The sequence below is a fragment of the Rouxiella badensis genome, assembly GCF_026967515.2.
GTDB classification, from domain to species: domain Bacteria; phylum Pseudomonadota; class Gammaproteobacteria; order Enterobacterales; family Enterobacteriaceae; genus Rouxiella; species Rouxiella badensis.
Genome location: NZ_CP114062.1, coordinates 2,633,063 through 2,650,872 on the forward strand (window position 1 = coordinate 2,633,063; position 17,810 = coordinate 2,650,872).

Genomic DNA, 17,810 nt, shown 5'->3' on the forward strand with positions numbered 1-17,810 from the left:
GAAGGTAGGTACAAAATGTCTAATCTCAATGAAAAATTGACCTCTGCATGGCAAGATTTTACCCCGGGAGAATGGCAGACCGAAGTTAACGTTCGCGACTTCATTCAGAAAAACTACGCCCCTTACGAGGGTGACGAATCTTTCCTGGCTGGCGCAACGCAAGCGACCACTACCCTCTGGGACAGCGTCATGGAGGGTATCAAGCAGGAGAACGCCACCAAAGCGCCTGTGGATTTCGATACCGACCTCGCCTCCACCATTACCTCGCACGATGCGGGATACATCAATAAATCGCTGGAAGCCATCGTCGGCCTGCAAACCGACGCGCCGTTGAAACGTGCCATTATCCCGTTTGGCGGCATCAAAATGGTTGAAGGCTCCTGTAAGGTCTATGGCCGCGAACTTGACCCACAGTTGAAAAAAGTCTTCACCGAATACCGTAAAACCCATAATCAGGGCGTATTTGACGTTTACACCAAAGACATCCTTAACTGCCGCAAATCCGGTGTACTGACCGGTCTGCCTGATGCCTATGGTCGTGGACGCATCATCGGTGACTATCGTCGCGTAGCGCTTTACGGTATCGACTTCCTGATGGCTGACAAACTTGCCCAGTTCCAGTCTCTGCAATCTCGTCTCGAAAATGGCGAAGACCTGCAAATGACGCTGCAACTGCGCGAAGAGATTGCCGAACAGCATCGTGCGCTGGCTCAAATAAAAGAGATGGCCGCCAAATACGGTTTCGACATTTCAGGACCGGCTAGCAGTGCACAAGAAGCCGTACAATGGACCTACTTCGGCTACCTCGCCGCAGTAAAATCGCAGAACGGTGCAGCCATGTCGTTTGGCCGCGTGTCCACCTTCCTCGATATCTTTATCGAGCGCGACATCAAGGCCGGTAAGCTGAACGAAGAGCAGGCGCAGGAGCTGATTGACCATCTGGTGATGAAACTTCGCATGGTGCGCTTCCTGCGTACGCCAGAATATGACGAGCTGTTCTCCGGTGACCCAATCTGGGCGACTGAGTCTCTCGCCGGGATGGGCGTAGACGGCCGTACTTTAGTGACTAAAAACAGTTATCGTTTCCTGAATACTCTCTACACCATGGGTCCGTCACCGGAGCCAAACATGACCATCCTGTGGTCAGAAAAACTGCCGGTGAACTTTAAGAAATACGCCGCCAAAGTGTCTATCGACACCTCATCCATTCAGTATGAAAACGATGATTTGATGCGTCCGGATTTCAACAATGACGATTATGCAATCGCCTGCTGCGTAAGTCCGATGATTGTCGGCAAACAGATGCAGTTCTTTGGCGCACGCGCTAATCTGGCGAAAACTATGCTGTACGCCATTAACGGCGGCGTGGATGAAAAGCTGAAAATTCAGGTTGGCCCTAAAGAAGCGCCGATGATGGATGAGGTTCTCGACTACGATAAAGTGATGGAACGTATGGATCACTTTATGGACTGGCTGGCGAAACAGTATGTGACCGCACTGAACTGTATTCACTACATGCACGACAAATACAGCTATGAAGCCTCGCTGATGGCGCTGCACGACCGCGACGTCTATCGCACCATGGCCTGTGGTATTGCTGGGCTTTCAGTCGCCGCCGACTCACTTGCTGCCATCAAGTATGCCAAAGTCAGCACCATTCGTGATGAAGACGGTCTTGCCGTAGACTTTAAAATCGAAGGCGAGTACCCACAGTTCGGTAACAATGATTCACGCGTTGATGATATCGCCTGCGACCTGGTTGAACGTTTTATGAAGAAAATTCAGAAACTGCCAACCTACCGCGATGCCGTAGCGACCCAGTCAGTGCTTACCATCACCTCAAACGTGGTGTACGGTAAGAAAACCGGTAACACCCCAGACGGCCGTCGCGCGGGTGCACCGTTTGGTCCAGGCGCTAACCCAATGCATGGCCGTGACCAGAAAGGCGCCGTTGCCTCTCTGACCTCGGTAGCCAAACTGCCGTTTGCCTACGCGAAGGACGGAATTTCCTACACCTTCTCCATTGTGCCAAACGCACTGGGTAAAGATGATGACGTGCGTAAAGCCAATCTGGCGGGTCTGATGGACGGTTACTTCCATCACGAATCGTCTATCGAAGGCGGTCAGCATCTGAACGTTAACGTAATGAACCGCGAGATGCTGCTGGAGGCCATGGAAAATCCTGAGAAATTCCCTCAGCTGACTATCCGCGTTTCAGGCTATGCGGTACGCTTCAACTCACTAACCAAAGAACAGCAGCAGGACGTGATTACCCGTACCTTTACTAAAACGCTGTAAGAGAGTGATGAGTTAATCGCTTCGTTCTTTAAGGCTCCGCTCACGTGGAGCCTTTTCACATTGGAGAACACCCGCAATGTCTGTTCAAGGTCGCATCCACTCCTACGAATCTTGCGGTACCGTTGACGGTCCCGGTATCCGTTTTATCGTCTTCTTTCAGGGCTGCCTGATGCGTTGCATGTATTGCCACAATCGCGATACGTGGGACACTCACGGCGGTAAAGAGATCAATGTTGAAGACCTGATGAAAGAGGTGGTGAGCTATCGCCACTTTATGAACGCTTCCGGTGGCGGCGTGACGGCCTCGGGCGGTGAGGCCATTTTGCAGGCAGAGTTTGTTCGCGACTGGTTCCGCGCATGCCATACCGAGGGGATTAACACCTGCCTCGACACTAACGGCTTTGTGCGCCGTTATGATCCGGTCATTGATGAACTGATCGACGCGACCGACCTGGTGATGCTTGACCTCAAGCAGATGAATGACGAAGTCCACCAGAAGCTGGTCGGCGTATCAAATCACCGTACGCTGGAGTTTGCGCAGTATCTGGCAAAACGCAATCAGCGCACCTGGATCCGCTATGTCGTGGTTCCCGGCTGGTCAGACGATGATGAGTCGGCGCATAAACTCGGTGAATTTACCAAAGACATGACCAACATCGAGAAGATTGAGCTGCTGCCGTATCACGAGCTTGGCAAGCATAAATGGACTGCGATGGGCGAGAAGTATGGGCTTGATGGCGTGAGTCCGCCGACGAAAGAGATTATGGATAGGGTGAAGGGAATTTTAGAAGGCTACGGCCACAAAGTGATGTACTAAAGTCCCTGGTCTCTGGAGCCGCAGCCGGGTTGGCTGCGCTCAATCACCCGAATCACTGACCTATGTCAGCTCATCGGGATGAGTTCTCTTGCCGCCTTGTTGCGACGAAAATGAGTTTTCCTGTTAACTGATTGATAATTCAGGCAGTGGCAACAGGGGTAGACTGATGGTCCGCCTTGCGCAGCAGCATCACCAGGTAGACCAACGCCACCGCGGCTATCATCACAAACAGTACGCGGTCAGAGTAGTTCTGCATCAGCATTGCAGTCATTGAAGGACCGGCCAGGCTTCCGATGGTATAACTCATCAGCAACGCCTGATTCATGGCGACCAGCTCGTCGGGGTTCACCTTTTCACAGGCCCAAGACATCGCCACCGGATACAGCGTAAAGCCTGCACAGCCGAGGATGAACAACGCGGGCGCCATTGCATAGCCGCTGAGCATGGCGATACTGCCCAGAATGACCACAAACACCTGAACCCGCAGCACCGTCAAACGACCATAGCGGTCAGCGAGACGCCCAACCGGCCACTGACCGATAATGCCGGAACTCACCAGCAGTGCCATCCAGTAACCGACGTCCGCATCGCTTAACCCGCGATGAGCCAGGAACAGCGGCATCAGGCCGTATAATGAACCCAGTACAATACCCGAAATCACACAGCCGTTAATGCCCAGACGGGCGCTGCGGCGTTTGAACATAGGCCAAATAGAGGTGTGTGGCTGTTCGCTGTCCTGATTGGCGATGTGCGCAAACAGCAGTGGCAGCATAGCGACCACAATCAGTCCGGTTACCCACGGGATAACGGTAAACAGTTCGGTCGAGACTTTGCCCAGCAGCAGTTGCCCGGCTACGGTGCCGATATAATAGACAATCATATAGGCGGCAAGCAGCTGCCCCCTATTTTTAACCGTGCCGCTACGCAGCAATGCGCTCTCAACGACTACCCAGATTAACGCACAGCCCACACCGGCCATAAAACGCCAGCTTATCCAGCCCAAGAAATTCACAGACAGTGCCAGACCGGCGGTCGCCACGGCGAAAAGAATGCAGGAAAGCTGATAACTGACGTTAAAGCCCAGGCGTTTAATCAGGCGGCCCGCTATCAGCGTGCCGACTAAATTACCTGCATAGTATGAAGAACTTACCAGTCCAACTTTCCAGGTGGGCAGGGCTTCATGCGTCAGCCATAAAGGGACGAGGGTGCTCAAAACCGCAATGGACACGGTCAACAGTAAAAGGCCACAGAGCAGCAATAGCACCGGGCGAGAGTAAGCAGACATAGGGAATGAGCGACCAGAAATACGATGAAATTGCGCGCATAATGCCACTGGCCGGATAAAAGTCAATTGGGCGAAATCACTCCGCCGCACAATCTGTATTTCTATGATTTAAATAACTAATCAATCACTAAACGTTGCCGCTAAGTGTCAAAAATAAAAAATGGGTATCAAAATGATAAGTAAGGGATTTATTCAACAGGCGCGCTAGATATTTGATAAATATTTAAGTTGTATTCCCGTTTCGATTAAAAAATATCGCCGATGAAGATCATCGCTCTGCCCTCTTCCCTTACGCCTAAAAACAAAGGCCAATCGTGTAAGCGATCGGCCTTTGTGAATGCAAGGGAAGGGGATTCTTTACCCGGTAAATTAACCGATGAATTCCAGTCCACGCATATAAGGACGCAGAACTTCTGGTACCGCAATGCGGCCGTCTGCCTGCTGGTAGTTCTCGAGAACCGCAACCAGAGTACGGCCCACTGCCAGACCAGAACCATTCAGGGTATGGACCAAACGGGGTTTCTTCTCGGTTTTACTGCGGGTACGAGCCTGCATACGACGTGCCTGGAAATCCCACATGTTTGAGCATGAGGAGATCTCACGATAGGTGTTCTGCGCAGGCAGCCACACTTCCAGATCGTACGTCTTGCAAGAGCCTGCGCCCATATCACCGGTGCACAGCAGCATTTTACGATACGGCAGGTTCAGCAGTTGCAGTACTTTCTCGGCATGGCCGGTCAGCTCTTCCAACGCCTGCATGGAGTCTTCAGGACGGACTATCTGTACCATCTCGACTTTGTCGAACTGGTGCATACGGATCAGACCACGGGTATCGCGACCGTAGGAACCGGCCTCAGAGCGGAAGCACGGCGTGTGCGCAGTCAACTTGAGCGGCAGAGATTCTTCTTCAAGAATTTCGTCGCGCGCCAGGTTAGTCAACGGTACTTCGGCAGTTGGGATCAACGCATAGTTGCTGCTGCCCGCTTCTTCGCCCAGTGGCTTGGTATGGAACAGGTCTTCGCCAAATTTCGGCAACTGACCGGTACCAAACAGTGAATCGTGGTTCACCAGATACGGCACGGCAGTTTCGATATAACCGTGCTGCTCGGTGTGCAGATCGAGCATAAACTGCGACAGTGCGCGGTGCATACGGGCAATTTGCCCCTGCATCACAACGAAGCGAGCACCGGTCAGTTTAACACCGGCGGCGAAATCCAGGCCACCGGCCAGTTCGCCAAGGGAAACGTGGTCGCGAACTTCAAAGTCGAATTGACGCGGCTCGCCCCAACGGCTGACTTCGAGGTTTTCACTGTCATCTTTACCAACAGGAACGCAATCATCAGGCAGGTTTGGCAGCGCCTGAGTGACTTTGTTCATATCTTCCAGCAGTGCTTCTAGCTCGGATTTAGCCGCGCTCAGCTTGTCACCCAGTTCGTTAACTTCCTGACGCAGGGCATCGATGTCTTCGCCGCGAGCCTTGGCCGCACCGATCGATTTCGATCGTGCATTCCTTTCAGCCTGAAGATTTTCCGTTTCAACTTGCAGCACTTTGCGACGCTCTTCTTGAGCACGCAATGCTTCTACATCGAGTTTAAAACCTCTGCGAGCGAGTTTTTCTGCAACTGCGTCTAGCTCATTACGCAGCAGATTGGGATCGAGCATGCTAATCCTGTTAGTTTTGAATTAAATAAAATTTTGATGGCACATACTGCCTGAAACGGCAGCATGTCAAAGAGTTATCAGCGATAACCTTACCGCAACAGCAAATTTATCGGTAGCGTTTTGTCGGGCTATTTTGATCTTGTTCAGCCAACCACGCCAGCTTTTCTCCGATTTTTCCTTCCATGCCGCGTGCGGACGGATAATAGTACTGCGTTTTGGCCATCTCAGGGGGGAAATAGTTCTCGCCAGCGGCATAGGCGTTGGGTTCGTCGTGCGCGTAGCGGTACTCTGCCCCGAGGCCCATTTCTTTCATCAGCTTGGTCGGCGCATTGCGCAGATGTTCAGGCACGTCAAAATCGGCCTGCTCTTTGGCGTCACGCATCGCGGCTTTGAAGGCGGTGTAAACGGCATTGCTCTTCGGCGCGCAGGCAAGATACACGATGGCCTGAGCGATAGCCCTTTCACCCTCCGCCGGACCAACGCGGGTGAAGCAGTCCCAGGCAGCTATCGCCACCTGCATACCGCGCGGATCGGCGTTGCCGACGTCTTCGGAGGCGATAGCCAACAGACGCCTTGCCACGTAAAGCGGGTCACCCCCGGCGGTAATAATCCGCGCATACCAGTACAGCGCAGCATCGGGTGCCGAACCGCGCACTGATTTATGCAGCGCAGAAATCAAATCGTAATAGCGATCGCCCTTGTTATCGAAACGTGCGCTGCGCTCGCCCGAGATCTCTTTCAGCAGCTCCGGCGTCAGTATTCTTACCCCGTTAGCATCGACTTCGGCCATATCCGCCATCATTTCGACGCTGTTCAACGCTCGGCGAGCATCACCGTTAACCAACTCGGCCAACATACGGCGCGTCTGCGGCGGAATACGAATATTTTGCCCCGCATAGCCACGGTCGGCATTGCTCATCGCCTGATCGATAACCTTCTCGATATCGTCTGGGGTCAAGGCTTTCAGCAGATAAACGCGGGCACGTGATAGCAGTGCAGAGTTAAGCTCAAACGAAGGGTTCTCGGTTGTCGCGCCAATGAAGGTGATGGTGCCGTCTTCAATGTGCGGCAAAAAAGCATCCTGCTGACTTTTGTTGAAACGATGGACCTCGTCAACGAACAGAATGGTGCGGCGGCCTACGTCACGGTTCTGACGCGCTCGCTCAATCGCCTCGCGGATCTCTTTGATGCCGGACGTCACCGCAGAAATGCGTTCAACGTCGGCATTGGCGTAGCGACCAATGAGCTCGGCCAGCGTCGTTTTTCCCGTTCCCGGCGGTCCCCACAGGATCATGGAGTGCAGTTGCCCCGCCTCGATAGCGCGCGGCAAAGGTTTTCCGGGAGCCAGCAGATGCTGCTGACCAATATATTCAGCCAGCGTTACCGGCCGCATTCTTGCGGCCAGTGGCTGAAACTCATTGTGGGAAAAATCGAGTGACAGATTGCTCACCAAGTCCTCACTGACGCTGATCGTCCAGCGTGACGCCTTTAGGCGGAGTAAATTTAAATTTAGCATCATCGACGGCAGCATTTGGCTCGCCCTTCAGCGCGTAGGCGCTACGCTGCCCGTCTTGTTCAATCGCGGTAAAGCTTTTGATGGTGCCGGTCGGGGTGACGGTAATTGAGAATTGCTTCAGGTTACCGGTCGCCGATTTCGGAGTCAGATTGAAGTCATCCCCCTTTTGCGAAACGTTATATTTTGCCCAGTCGCTGCTGTCGTTACGAGTAATCAGCATGAACGGCGTATTGCCGGTGGCATTTTTAAGCCAGGTCGCCGTTACCTGCTCAACGAACGGGTTGTAGAACCACAGCGTCTTACCGTCTGAAACCAGAATGCTTTCGTCCGGCGTTGTCATGTGCCAGTTAAACAGGTTCGGACGCTTCACCCACAGTTGGCCTTCTCCCTGCTGGATATTGGAACCGTCATCGCCGGTTACGGTTTGCGTAAAGCTGGCGTGGAAGGTATTCAGCTTACCGAGGCGGCTCTTTAAATCGCTGCTGGCGTCGGCCAGCACAGATCCTGAAATAAATGCGGTCAATAAACAGCTTACGGCTAATAATTTCTTCATTGTTATTGTTACCTCAAAATCCATTGCGAACAGACGACCTCTCCCAACAATTGGGGGAATACCCGGGAAAACAACCCCAGGAGCTAAACTTTAGCGAAGCAAGGGACGCTTCGATAGCTCAATCGTCTGAGAAGGTTAGCTTTTACGATTCTTTGCATTTGCTGAAATAGCCAAGGGCCGCATTCGCGGCCCTTGAGAACTCCCCACTTATTCGTGAGGAGGCGGTGCAAGAACTTCACGGTTACCGTTGTGTCCCGGTGCACTGACAATAGACTGCGCCTCCATTTGCTCAACGATTCGCGCCGCACGGTTATACCCGATGCGGAACTGACGCTGAACGCCGGAGATCGATGCACGACGTTTTTCAACCACAAACTCCACGGCCTGATCGAATAACGGGTCAAGCTCCTCGCCCTCCTCCAAACCGGCCGCGCCGCCTTCGCCCTCTTCACCGCCCTTGATAATGCTGTCGATGTATTGAGGACGCCCGCGCGCTTTCCAGTCTTGAACGACCGCGTGCACTTCCTGGTCGCGAACGAATGCGCCGTGAACGCGGATAGGAATCGATGAGTTAGGGGCCATATAAAGCATGTCACCCATCCCCAGCAATGATTCCGCGCCGCCCTGATCGAGGATAGTCCTCGAGTCGATTTTGCTCGAGACCGTAAAGGCGATACGGGTTGGGATATTTGCCTTGATTAGACCGGTGATAACGTCAACCGAAGGACGCTGGGTCGCGAGAACCAGGTGAATACCCGCCGCACGCGCTTTCTGCGCCAGACGAGCAATCAGTTCTTCGACCTTTTTACCTACGGTCATCATCAGGTCGGCAAACTCGTCAACCAGCACGACGATAAACGGTTCTTTCCCGAGCTTTCTCGGCTCGTGACCCATGCTGTCGCTAGGCTTCCAGAATGGATCAGGGATTGGCCATCCCATCGCTTCCGCTTCTTTAATCTTCTCGTTGTAACCGGCAAGGTTACGCACGCCAAGCGCCGACATTAGCTTATAACGTCGCTCCATCTCACCGACACACCAGCGCAGCGCATTAGCGGCATCTTTCATATCAGTGACCACTTCGGTCAACAGATGAGGGATGCCTTCATACACTGACAGCTCGAGCATTTTCGGGTCGATCATGATAAAGCGCACGTCTTCCGGCGTGGCCTTATACAGCATGCTGAGGATCATGGCGTTAACGCCCACCGATTTACCCGAACCCGTAGTACCGGCTACCAGCAGGTGAGGCATTTTCGCGAGGTCTGCCACCACCGGTTCTCCGGCGATGTCTTTACCCAGTACCACGGTCAGCGGAGAGGGATCGTTTTTAAACTGCGGGCAATCGAGCACTTCGCGCAGGTAAACCGTCTGACGCTTTTTGTTTGGCAGCTCCAGGCCGACGTAAGGCTTGCCTGGAATAACCTCGACGATACGTACGGCCACGGTAGACAGTGAACGTGCGAGGTCGCGAGACAGGTTTGAAATACGTGCCGCTTTTACGCCCGGTGCCAGATCAAGTTCGAAACGGGTGATGACTGGGCCAGGCAGCTTGTCGACCACTTCGGCCTTGATGCGATAGTCATTCAGACGGGCTTCAATGAGCTGCGCCGTTTGCTCAAGCGCAAACATGTCGACCGGTTCTTCCGTTGCCGGGGCCGAGGTCAGGAGATCAAGGCTTGGCAATGGCGTGGTCGGTCTGCTGACAGGATGCTCGTTACGCATCAACGCAGGGTGAATTAGGCTGTCCATCTGCGGTTTCTGCGGCTCGACGGGCTGCGAAGTCTCAATCGGCGCAGAAGGTGCACTTTGACTGTAGGCAGAAGGTTGCCTTGACTCATCAACCTGCGGAGAGAGCGTAAACAGCGGCTCGACCGGCGTATCGTCAACCAAATCAGCCATCGGAGAGAAATTGAAGGCGTCGTGGGTGCTAATATTCTGGCTCGACACCGGGCTCACGCGCGCAGCCTGATCGTACTGAGGCACTTCCTGACGGAAAGTGGTCTCCTGATAAGGCTGAACGTGCGCCTGCTCAGGTTCGGCAGTTTGGTAACGCGCCTGCTCACGTGCGGCAAATTCCTGACGCAGTTGAGCCTGTAACAGCGCATCTTCATCGTCTACTGTTTCTTCGCTTGCCTGTTCGAAAGCCTGGCTCTCGGTCTGGCCGTAGCGCTGATTCTGTTGATCGACAAATGCCTGCCTGAGCGCGGCTTCCTGCATCGCCTCTTGGTCCTCAACCGAGTGGGATGCAGCCTGCTCTTGCTGAACCTGTGCTTCCTGCGCACGGCGTGCGGCTTCCTGCTCCTGCTGCTCGGCGATACGTTGCGACGGCAGCTTGATGCCATAGGAAGCTAGCTCACGGCGCGTTGGAAGCTTGACAGGATTCGGACGAGGTAGCTCAGGGCCGAAGCCTTTCTTGATTTGCGGATTCTCATCACTGACTGCGCTGAACGCGGGCATAAAGGTATTGCCAGCCTCGGCGGCGGCAGATTTCCCTGCCTGCGCCAAACCGGTTGCCAGCGCCGCCGTTGCGGCAATACTCGCCACTTCTGGGGCAGCATTGAAATCAAACGGTGAACGCTCGTGATGCGGTTCAGTGACCTGATTCCAGTCGCCCAACTGCGGCTCATCAAAGCGACGAGAAGTCGCGGAAGGCTGAACGTTTCTCGGTGCAGGCGTTTCTTCCGGCAATTCGAAGCTGTAAAGCGGTGGCGTTTCTGGATGTCCAGGCTGTTGCGCATCGTTGACAGCCGGCGTCGGTGCCTGCTGTTGCACGGGTAAAGGTTGCACAGAGACCTGTTGAACAGATGAATACTGCTGTACCGGGGCCTGTGGCTGCACAGGTGCCGGCGTGACGGCAGCAGGTTCCTGATGCACAGGGGCGACCGGCTCAACCTCAGACTGCGGCGCAGCATTAACCGCTGCAGCGGCCTGAGGTGCGACCGGCGTGCCGTGCACTGAAGGCGCGGAGAACAGGACGTCATCGTCTTCGGCAGCCAGAGCGGCGGCAGACACAGCAACCGCTGGCGCAGCGGAAACCGGCGCGCGAACAGGATGTTCTTCGTCGTCAAGCAGCGGATCGTCATGGTCATGGCGATCGTCGTAGTCGTAGTCGTCGTCACGGCGAGAGCGGTTGGTCATAAAGGTGGTCACCCCTAGCACCGCGCCGCCAATTTTCTCGGCGATCGTCAGCCATGACCAGCCGGTAAACAGCGTCAGACCGGCGGCCCACACGCAAAGCAGCACCAGCGTGCCCCCTACGTTGTTGAACCACGGCGTCATGGCTGTGCCCAGCAGACTGCCTATCACGCCGCCAGAAGCGAAGTAATAGAGGTCATCAATGTTAAGTGACGCAAGACCGCATGACGTAATAACGAGCGCCAGCGTCCCTATCAGACGTAATGACAGAGTGAAAAAGTCGATATATTCCTGACTGTCTCGCTGGCGGAAAGAGGCCCAGCAAAGGCAGATCATGATTGGCGGAATGGCATACGCCAACACGCCAAAAATGAAGAATAGCGTATCGGCCATCCAAGCTCCGACACCGCCACCCAAATTATGGATAGGACCGTGCCAAGAGGTTTGAGACCAGCTCGGGTCGGACGGATTGAAACTGAGTAGTGCTGCCATAAGGTAAACAGCAAACACCGCTACCACAACCAGCAAGGCCTCCAGAATACGGCGGCTGCTGCTGAGTTTTTTCAGGGTAACGTCTTTATCTTCTGTATATTCCTGGCTCAAGAAAGGCTCTCCAGGTTCCTGTGAACTGAAATAGCGATAGCGCCGAGAAAAGTTCCCGACGCCAGAGCTGTATGGATACACAGGAGTGTAGCTAAATTAATTAGGTTTTGCACCTGTACCTTTTACTTACCGAGTCTTAATGACCAGGCGGTTAGTCTGTTTCACTTCTTCCATTACCACGTAGGTACGGGTGTCGTTAACGCCAGGTAAACGAAGCAGCGTTTCGCCCAGCAGTTTACGGTAAGCAGACATGTCAGGTACACGGGTTTTCAACAAGTAGTCGAAGTCCCCAGAAACCAGGTGACACTCCTGAATATCTTCTAGTTTTTGTACTGCTGCATTGAATTGCTCAAACACATCCGGTGCACCACGGTTGAGGGTAATCTCAACGAAAACCAGCAACGAAGCATCCAGATAGTGTGGATTAAGCAACGCAGTGTACCCATGAATGAAATTCTGACGTTCCAGACGACGAACGCGTTCCAGACATGGCGTAGGCGACAAACCTACACGCTTGGAAAGCTCAACGTTAGAGATCCGGCCATCCTTTTGCAGCTCATTAAGAATGTTACGGTCAATGCGGTCGAGATCTTTTCCCGGACGTTTCTTGTTATCTACCATTATTATTATCTCTCTGATGTCCTTCCATGCACTTGCCATACCCTAACCAACTTCAATGTAATAAGGGTTTATCCTAAGCGAAGACCTGTTTTTTATAGGTTGCGACTCACCTTAAGACGTCTTGCCCCTGTCAGAAGAAAACGAATTTTTTTAGTGAAGCCAAAAAAAGAAATAACGCTAAGTGACTAATTAGGCGCAATAAAACCTAAACTCGTAGCTGCCGATGTCTAAAAAGTGAACACTGCAATACCCACAACGGGTAAACCGGCATCACATTGCGTAATTTTGAGACACAAGCTGGCGTTTAATTTCTTCTTACCTAGATGTTTTCGCAAATGCACAGCGGATTGTCAAAGCAAAAGAAGCAAAATCAGAAGAACGTGCCAGATTGAAAACCCTCAACGTCCTTTTTCGCTGTCTTTTCAGATTGAACAATAACAAAAGTAAAAAGAGAAACTCATACCAAAATCATTTTTACCTGCGATTACAGGTAAAAACTATCAGACAAATCGCTAACAACATCGGAGTATGCTTTTTTTACGCCGCACTTTTCCCTACAATCCCTATCATCACGTAGTTCGCCATCACGGAGATGAATTTCCCATGGGTACAGTAAAACATAGTAAGTTATTGATTTTAGGCTCCGGCCCTGCGGGTTACACCGCCGCAGTTTATGCTGCGCGCGCCAACCTGAAGCCGGTTCTCATCACCGGCATCGAAAAAGGCGGTCAATTGACCACCACCACGGAAGTGGAAAATTGGCCGGGAGATCCTGAAGGTTTAACTGGACCAGGCCTGATGGAACGTATGCACGAGCACGCGGTAAAATTTAATACGGAAATCATTTTTGACCATATTAATCGCGTCGACTTCCAGACTCGCCCGTTCCGTCTGTTCGGTGACAGCGAAGAGTACACCTGTGACGCGCTGGTCATCGCGACAGGCGCATCGGCACGCTACCTCGGTCTGCCTTCAGAAGAGTCCTTCAAAGGTCGCGGCGTTTCTGCCTGCGCAACCTGCGACGGTTTCTTCTATCGCAACCAGAAGGTCGCGGTGGTCGGCGGCGGCAACACCGCCGTTGAAGAAGCACTTTATCTCGCTAATATCGCGTCTGAAGTACACCTGATTCACCGTCGCGAGAACTTCCGCGCCGAGAAAATCCTGATTGACCGTCTGCACGACAAAGTTGCCAGCGGTAAAATCGTGCTGCACACCAACAAGACGCTTGAAGAAGTTGTCGGCGACGAGATGGGTGTAACCGGCGCCAACCTGCGTGACGTACACAACGGTGAAATCAGCAGTCTGGACGTTGCCGGTATGTTTATCGCCATCGGCCATAGCCCGAACACCGGCATCTTCGGCGGTCAGCTTGAGCTCGAAAACGGCTACATCAAAGTGCAGTCAGGTATCCAGGGCAACGCGACCCAGACCAGCATTCCGGGCATCTTTGCCGCAGGCGACGTGATGGACCATATCTATCGTCAGGCAATCACCTCTGCCGGAACGGGCTGTATGGCTGCGCTGGACGCAGAACGTTATCTCGACGGTTTAGCACAGGCTAACGTCGAATAATGTTACGCACTGGCAGTGAATGTTAAACGTTCTGATCTGCTAAGCATAAGGCGACCCTCGGGTCGCCTTTTTTGTTTGTAAATGCAGCATTTTTTTGTAAAAGTCGGGTGTGTTCAGCGCCATAAAGACCCTGTAGAATGTGCGGGATTTCCGGCCAACACGGAAAACAAAGGACAATCGCACTCTCACAGTGCTTTTTGAGATTATGCGTTCTGCATTCGCCTTATCTGGGATGAATAAATCTGGGATGAACAAAACACGGCAACAAGAGTTAATCCGCTGGCTCAAGCAACAAAGTGCGAGAGCAAAGCGCTGGATCCACCTTTCCATGATGCTTGGCCTGTTGTCTGGTCTGCTTGTTTTAGCGCAGGCCTGGCTGCTGGCGGGGCTGCTGCACAGTTTGATCATCACCCACACGCCGCGCGAGACGCTGTGGCAAAGCTTCCTGTTTTTAGCATTGACCTTTTTGCTGCGTGCAGGGGTGACCTGGCTACGCGAACAGGTCGGCTTTGTCTGCGGTCGCGTTATCCGTGAGGAGATGCGCCGGCTGGTATTGGACCGCCTGCACGTGCTCGGCCCGGCGTGGATCAAAGGCAAACCAGCAGGAAGCTGGGCGACGCTCATCCTCGAACAAATCGAAGACATGCACGACTACTATGCACGGTATCTGCCGCAGATAGCGTTGGCGGGTATTATTCCGCTGCTGATTCTGGTTAGCCTTTTCCCGATCAACTGGGCCGCTGCACTAATTTTGCTGGCGACGGCGCCGCTAATCCCCCTTTTCATGGCGCTGGTGGGCATGGGGGCGGCCGATGCCAACCGCCGCAACTTTCAGGCACTGGCCAGGCTTAGCGGGCAGTTTCTTGACAGCCTGCGCGGCCTGGATACGCTGCGCCTGTTTCACCGCGCCGACGCCGAAATCCGCCAAATTGAGGAGTCCACCGAGAACTTCCGCGCGCGAACGATGGAAGTGCTGAGACTGGCGTTTCTCTCCTCCGCCGTGCTGGAGTTTTTCGCCTCGATCTCGATTGCCGTCGTGGCGGTTTACTTTGGCTTCTCCTATCTCGGCGAACTCGACTTTGGTCATTACGGCACACCAGTGACCCTGTTCGCCGGATTTCTGGTGCTTATCCTGGCCCCAGAATTCTTCCAGCCGCTGCGCGATCTCGGGGTGTTTTACCACGCCAAGGCACAGGCGGTTGGGGCAGCAGAAAGCCTGCTGACGTTCTTGACCGCCGAAGCAGAACAGCCGATGAAAGGTACCCAGCATTGGCAAAGCAGCGGCCCGGTCGCACTCGAGGCCGCGGGGCTGCGAATCTTCTCTCCACAGGGACAGCAAATTGCCGGCCCGCTGGACTTCAGCGTACCCGCAGGACGCAGTATCGCGATTGTCGGCCTCAGCGGTGCCGGCAAAAGCTCTCTGCTCAATGCCCTACTCGGCTTTATGCCGTATCAAGGGCAGCTTCACGTCAATGGGCAGGAGTTGAAAGACATCATCGCGACGCAATGGCGGCAACAAATAAGCTGGGTGGGGCAAAATCCGCATCTGCCCGAAGAAACGCTGCGCCAAAACATTTTGCTGGGTCAGCCGAATGCCAGCGAAGCACTGCTTAAAGAGGTCATTGCACGCTCATACATTGACGAGTTTCTGCCGCGCCTGCCGGAAGGCCTTGATACCGCTGTCGGCGAAGATGCGGCTCGCCTGTCGGTTGGACAGGCACAGCGCGTCGCGGTGGCTCGTGCCCTGCTCTCCCCCTGTCAGCTCCTGTTGCTCGATGAGCCCGCTGCCAGCCTTGATGCAGACAGCGAGTCTCGCGTGATGAGCGCACTCAACGCGGCGGCTAAAAAGCAAACCACGCTGCTGGTCACTCATCGCCTTGAAGAGGCTGCGCAGTACGACGAGGTGTGGGTGATGGACAACGGTCTGCTGGTCGAAAAAGGCAGTTACCAGCAGCTGAGCACTCAGGCGGGGCCTTTTGCCAGACTGCTTGCCCAGCGGAGTCAGGAGACGCGGTCATGAAAATTTTGCTGCCCTATCTTGCACTGTATCGCCGCCACTGGGTGCGCATGGCGCTGGGCGTTGTGCTCGCCATAATCACCCTGCTGGCAAGCATCGGTTTGCTCAGCCTGTCGGGCTGGTTCCTTGCCGCTTCAGCGCTTGCCGGACTCGCTGGTCTGTACAGTTTTAACTACATGTTGCCTGCGGCCGGGGTTCGCGGCGCGGCAATATTTCGCACCGCCGGGCGCTATGCCGAGAGGCTGGCAAGCCACGACGCCACCTTCCGCGTGCTGGCACATTTGCGGGTGTTTACTTTCAGCCGCCTGCTGCCGCTTTCTCCAGGTGGACTGGCTGGCTTTCAAAAGGCTGAACTGCTCAATCGACTGGTGGCCGACGTCGATACGCTTGATCACCTCTATCTGCGCGTCATCTCGCCGCTGACTGCTGCGCTGGTAGTGATTGTGGGGGTAACCCTCGGACTGAGCTATCTCGACCTGCAGTTAGCGCTTACCCTCGGCGGAATTATGCTGGCACTGCTAGTGCTACTGCCGATTATATTCTACCGTGCGGGCCAACCTATCGGCCGCGACCTGACTCAGCTTCGCGCTGAATATCGCACCCAGCTTGGCGGATGGTTGCAAAGTCAGTCCGAGCTGGTGATTTATGGCGTTGAGTCGCCGCGCAGGCAACAGCTTGATGATATCGAACGACGCTGGCTTAACCGTCAGGCTCAGCAGGCTAAACTTTCCGCGCTCTCACAGGCGTTGATGATTGCCGCATCTGGCCTGACGCTTTGTCTGCTGCTGTGGCTGGCCGCAGGCGGCGTGGGATCGCTGCCTGAGCCGGGTGCGTTATTGGCCCTGTTCGTCTTCACGCCGCTGGCGGCCTTCGAGGCGCTTGGGCCGGTGGCCGGAGCCTTCCAGCATTTCGGACAAGTGATGGCCTCTGCCGAAAGGGTGACGCAGATTGTTAGCCAGCGGCCCGCCGTGGTGTTTCCTGTCACGGGCGCATCCGTGTTGCCTGAGGCCAGCATTTCGATTCAGGGAGTGAGCTTTGCCTATCCCAATCAACCCTTGCCGGTGCTGGAAGACATCAGTCTGGACATCCGCGCCGGGGAGCATGTGGCGCTGCTGGGTAAGACAGGCTGCGGCAAATCCACGCTGGCACAGCTGTTGACCCGCGCCTGGGACCCTCAGGAAGGCCGTATACTGCTTAACGGCGTTTCATTAATGGAATACCAAGAATCTAACTTGCGCAGCATGGTGAGCGTTCTAAGCCAGCGGGTGCACGTTTTCAACAACACACTGCGGGATAATCTGCTGCTTGCCGCGCCCGCGAGCCACGACGAACGTCTTGCCGAAGTATTACGCCAGGTTGAATTGGGCAATCTCCTCGATAACGACGGGCTCAACGCCTGGCTTGGTGAAGGCGGTCGCCAACTCTCCGGCGGCGAACAGCGCAGGCTTGGGTTGGCGCGCGCGCTGCTCCACGATGCGCCACTGTGGATCCTCGATGAACCGACGGAAGGGCTGGACGCAGCAACCGAACGCCATATCCTTGCTCTGCTTGAGACGCTGGGTCGGAATAAAACCCTGCTGATGATTACGCACCGACTTGCAGGCCTCGACAAGATGGACCGCATTTGTAAAATGAGCGCAGGTCGCATCGAAGGACACCTTTAGCCCCCAACCTCATCTATAATCAGTAGATTATCTTTCGCGTTTACGGGGAGCTACAGCTCCCCTACGA

General features: G+C 54.2%; 11 protein-coding genes. 5 read left to right on the top strand and 6 right to left on the bottom strand.

Annotated elements, in window-relative coordinates; all coding sequences use genetic code 11:
* Positions 1-15 precede the first annotated feature (15 nt).
* Together pflB and pflA are read left to right on the top strand one after the other, a co-directional pair.
* Positions 16-2,298, top strand: coding sequence for a formate C-acetyltransferase (gene pflB, locus O1V65_RS12215; protein ID WP_227955328.1), 2,283 nt, complete (start codon positions 16-18; stop codon positions 2,296-2,298).
* A gap of 76 nt (positions 2,299-2,374) precedes the next feature.
* The gene (gene pflA, locus O1V65_RS12220) at positions 2,375-3,115 is read left to right on the top strand and encodes a pyruvate formate lyase 1-activating protein (protein WP_017491737.1); all 741 of its coding nucleotides are present in this window, start codon (positions 2,375-2,377) and stop codon (positions 3,113-3,115) included.
* Between the two features lie 139 nt (positions 3,116-3,254).
* Here pflA and O1V65_RS12225 read toward each other — a convergent pair whose 3' ends face one another.
* The 6 genes from O1V65_RS12225 to lrp all read right to left on the bottom strand — a co-directional run bounded on the left by O1V65_RS12225 (position 3,255) and on the right by lrp (position 12,490).
* Positions 3,255-4,400 (bottom strand): MFS transporter, encoded by a 1,146-nt coding sequence (locus O1V65_RS12225; protein WP_017491736.1) that lies wholly within the window; start codon positions 4,398-4,400, stop codon positions 3,255-3,257.
* 369 nt (positions 4,401-4,769) lie between these two features.
* Positions 4,770-6,062, bottom strand: a complete 1,293-nt coding sequence (gene serS, locus O1V65_RS12230; protein WP_017491735.1) for a serine--tRNA ligase — start codon at positions 6,060-6,062, stop codon at positions 4,770-4,772.
* A gap of 106 nt (positions 6,063-6,168) precedes the next feature.
* Positions 6,169-7,512: a replication-associated recombination protein A gene (locus O1V65_RS12235; RefSeq protein WP_017491734.1), complete on the bottom strand. Its 1,344-nt coding sequence runs from the start codon at positions 7,510-7,512 to the stop codon at positions 6,169-6,171.
* A 7-nt stretch (positions 7,513-7,519) separates the two neighbouring features.
* The gene (gene lolA / locus O1V65_RS12240) at positions 7,520-8,131 is read right to left on the bottom strand and encodes an outer membrane lipoprotein periplasmic chaperone LolA (protein ID WP_017491733.1); all 612 of its coding nucleotides are present in this window, start codon (positions 8,129-8,131) and stop codon (positions 7,520-7,522) included.
* A gap of 207 nt (positions 8,132-8,338) precedes the next feature.
* Entirely contained in the window at positions 8,339-11,869 is a 3,531-nt protein-coding gene (locus tag O1V65_RS12245) for a DNA translocase FtsK 4TM domain-containing protein (RefSeq protein WP_269129760.1), read from the bottom strand.
* 126 nt (positions 11,870-11,995) lie between these two features.
* The gene (gene lrp, locus O1V65_RS12250) at positions 11,996-12,490 is read right to left on the bottom strand and encodes a leucine-responsive transcriptional regulator Lrp (protein ID WP_009636652.1); all 495 of its coding nucleotides are present in this window, start codon (positions 12,488-12,490) and stop codon (positions 11,996-11,998) included.
* A gap of 603 nt (positions 12,491-13,093) precedes the next feature.
* Here lrp and trxB point away from each other — a divergent pair.
* From trxB to cydC, 3 genes are all read left to right on the top strand, one after another.
* The gene (gene trxB / locus O1V65_RS12255; RefSeq protein ID WP_017491731.1) at positions 13,094-14,062 is read left to right on the top strand and encodes a thioredoxin-disulfide reductase; all 969 of its coding nucleotides are present in this window, start codon (positions 13,094-13,096) and stop codon (positions 14,060-14,062) included.
* Between the two features lie 247 nt (positions 14,063-14,309).
* Complete coding sequence (cydD, locus tag O1V65_RS12260) at positions 14,310-16,082, top strand: heme ABC transporter permease/ATP-binding protein CydD (RefSeq protein ID WP_269129761.1); 1,773 nt, start codon at positions 14,310-14,312, stop codon at positions 16,080-16,082.
* Positions 16,079-17,743 carry a heme ABC transporter ATP-binding protein/permease CydC gene (cydC, locus tag O1V65_RS12265; protein WP_337251911.1) on the top strand — a complete coding sequence of 555 codons (1,665 nt, stop codon included), beginning with the start codon at positions 16,079-16,081 and terminating at the stop codon, positions 17,741-17,743. Before cydD ends, cydC begins: the two co-directional genes overlap by 4 nt.
* Positions 17,744-17,810 lie beyond the last annotated feature (67 nt).

Coding starts and splice junctions, on each gene's coding strand:
- O1V65_RS12225 (WP_017491736.1), bottom strand. CDS start 4,400: ATGTCTGCTTACTCTCGCCCGGTGCTATTGCTGCTCTGTGGCCTTTTA.
- lolA (WP_017491733.1), bottom strand. CDS start 8,131: ATGAAGAAATTATTAGCCGTAAGCTGTTTATTGACCGCATTTATTTCA.
- serS (WP_017491735.1), bottom strand. CDS start 6,062: ATGCTCGATCCCAATCTGCTGCGTAATGAGCTAGACGCAGTTGCAGAA.
- cydC (WP_337251911.1), top strand. CDS start 16,079: ATGAAAATTTTGCTGCCCTATCTTGCACTGTATCGCCGCCACTGGGTG.
- lrp (WP_009636652.1), bottom strand. CDS start 12,490: ATGGTAGATAACAAGAAACGTCCGGGAAAAGATCTCGACCGCATTGAC.
- trxB (WP_017491731.1), top strand. CDS start 13,094: ATGGGTACAGTAAAACATAGTAAGTTATTGATTTTAGGCTCCGGCCCT.
- pflA (WP_017491737.1), top strand. CDS start 2,375: ATGTCTGTTCAAGGTCGCATCCACTCCTACGAATCTTGCGGTACCGTT.
- cydD (WP_269129761.1), top strand. CDS start 14,310: ATGAACAAAACACGGCAACAAGAGTTAATCCGCTGGCTCAAGCAACAA.
- pflB (WP_227955328.1), top strand. CDS start 16: ATGTCTAATCTCAATGAAAAATTGACCTCTGCATGGCAAGATTTTACC.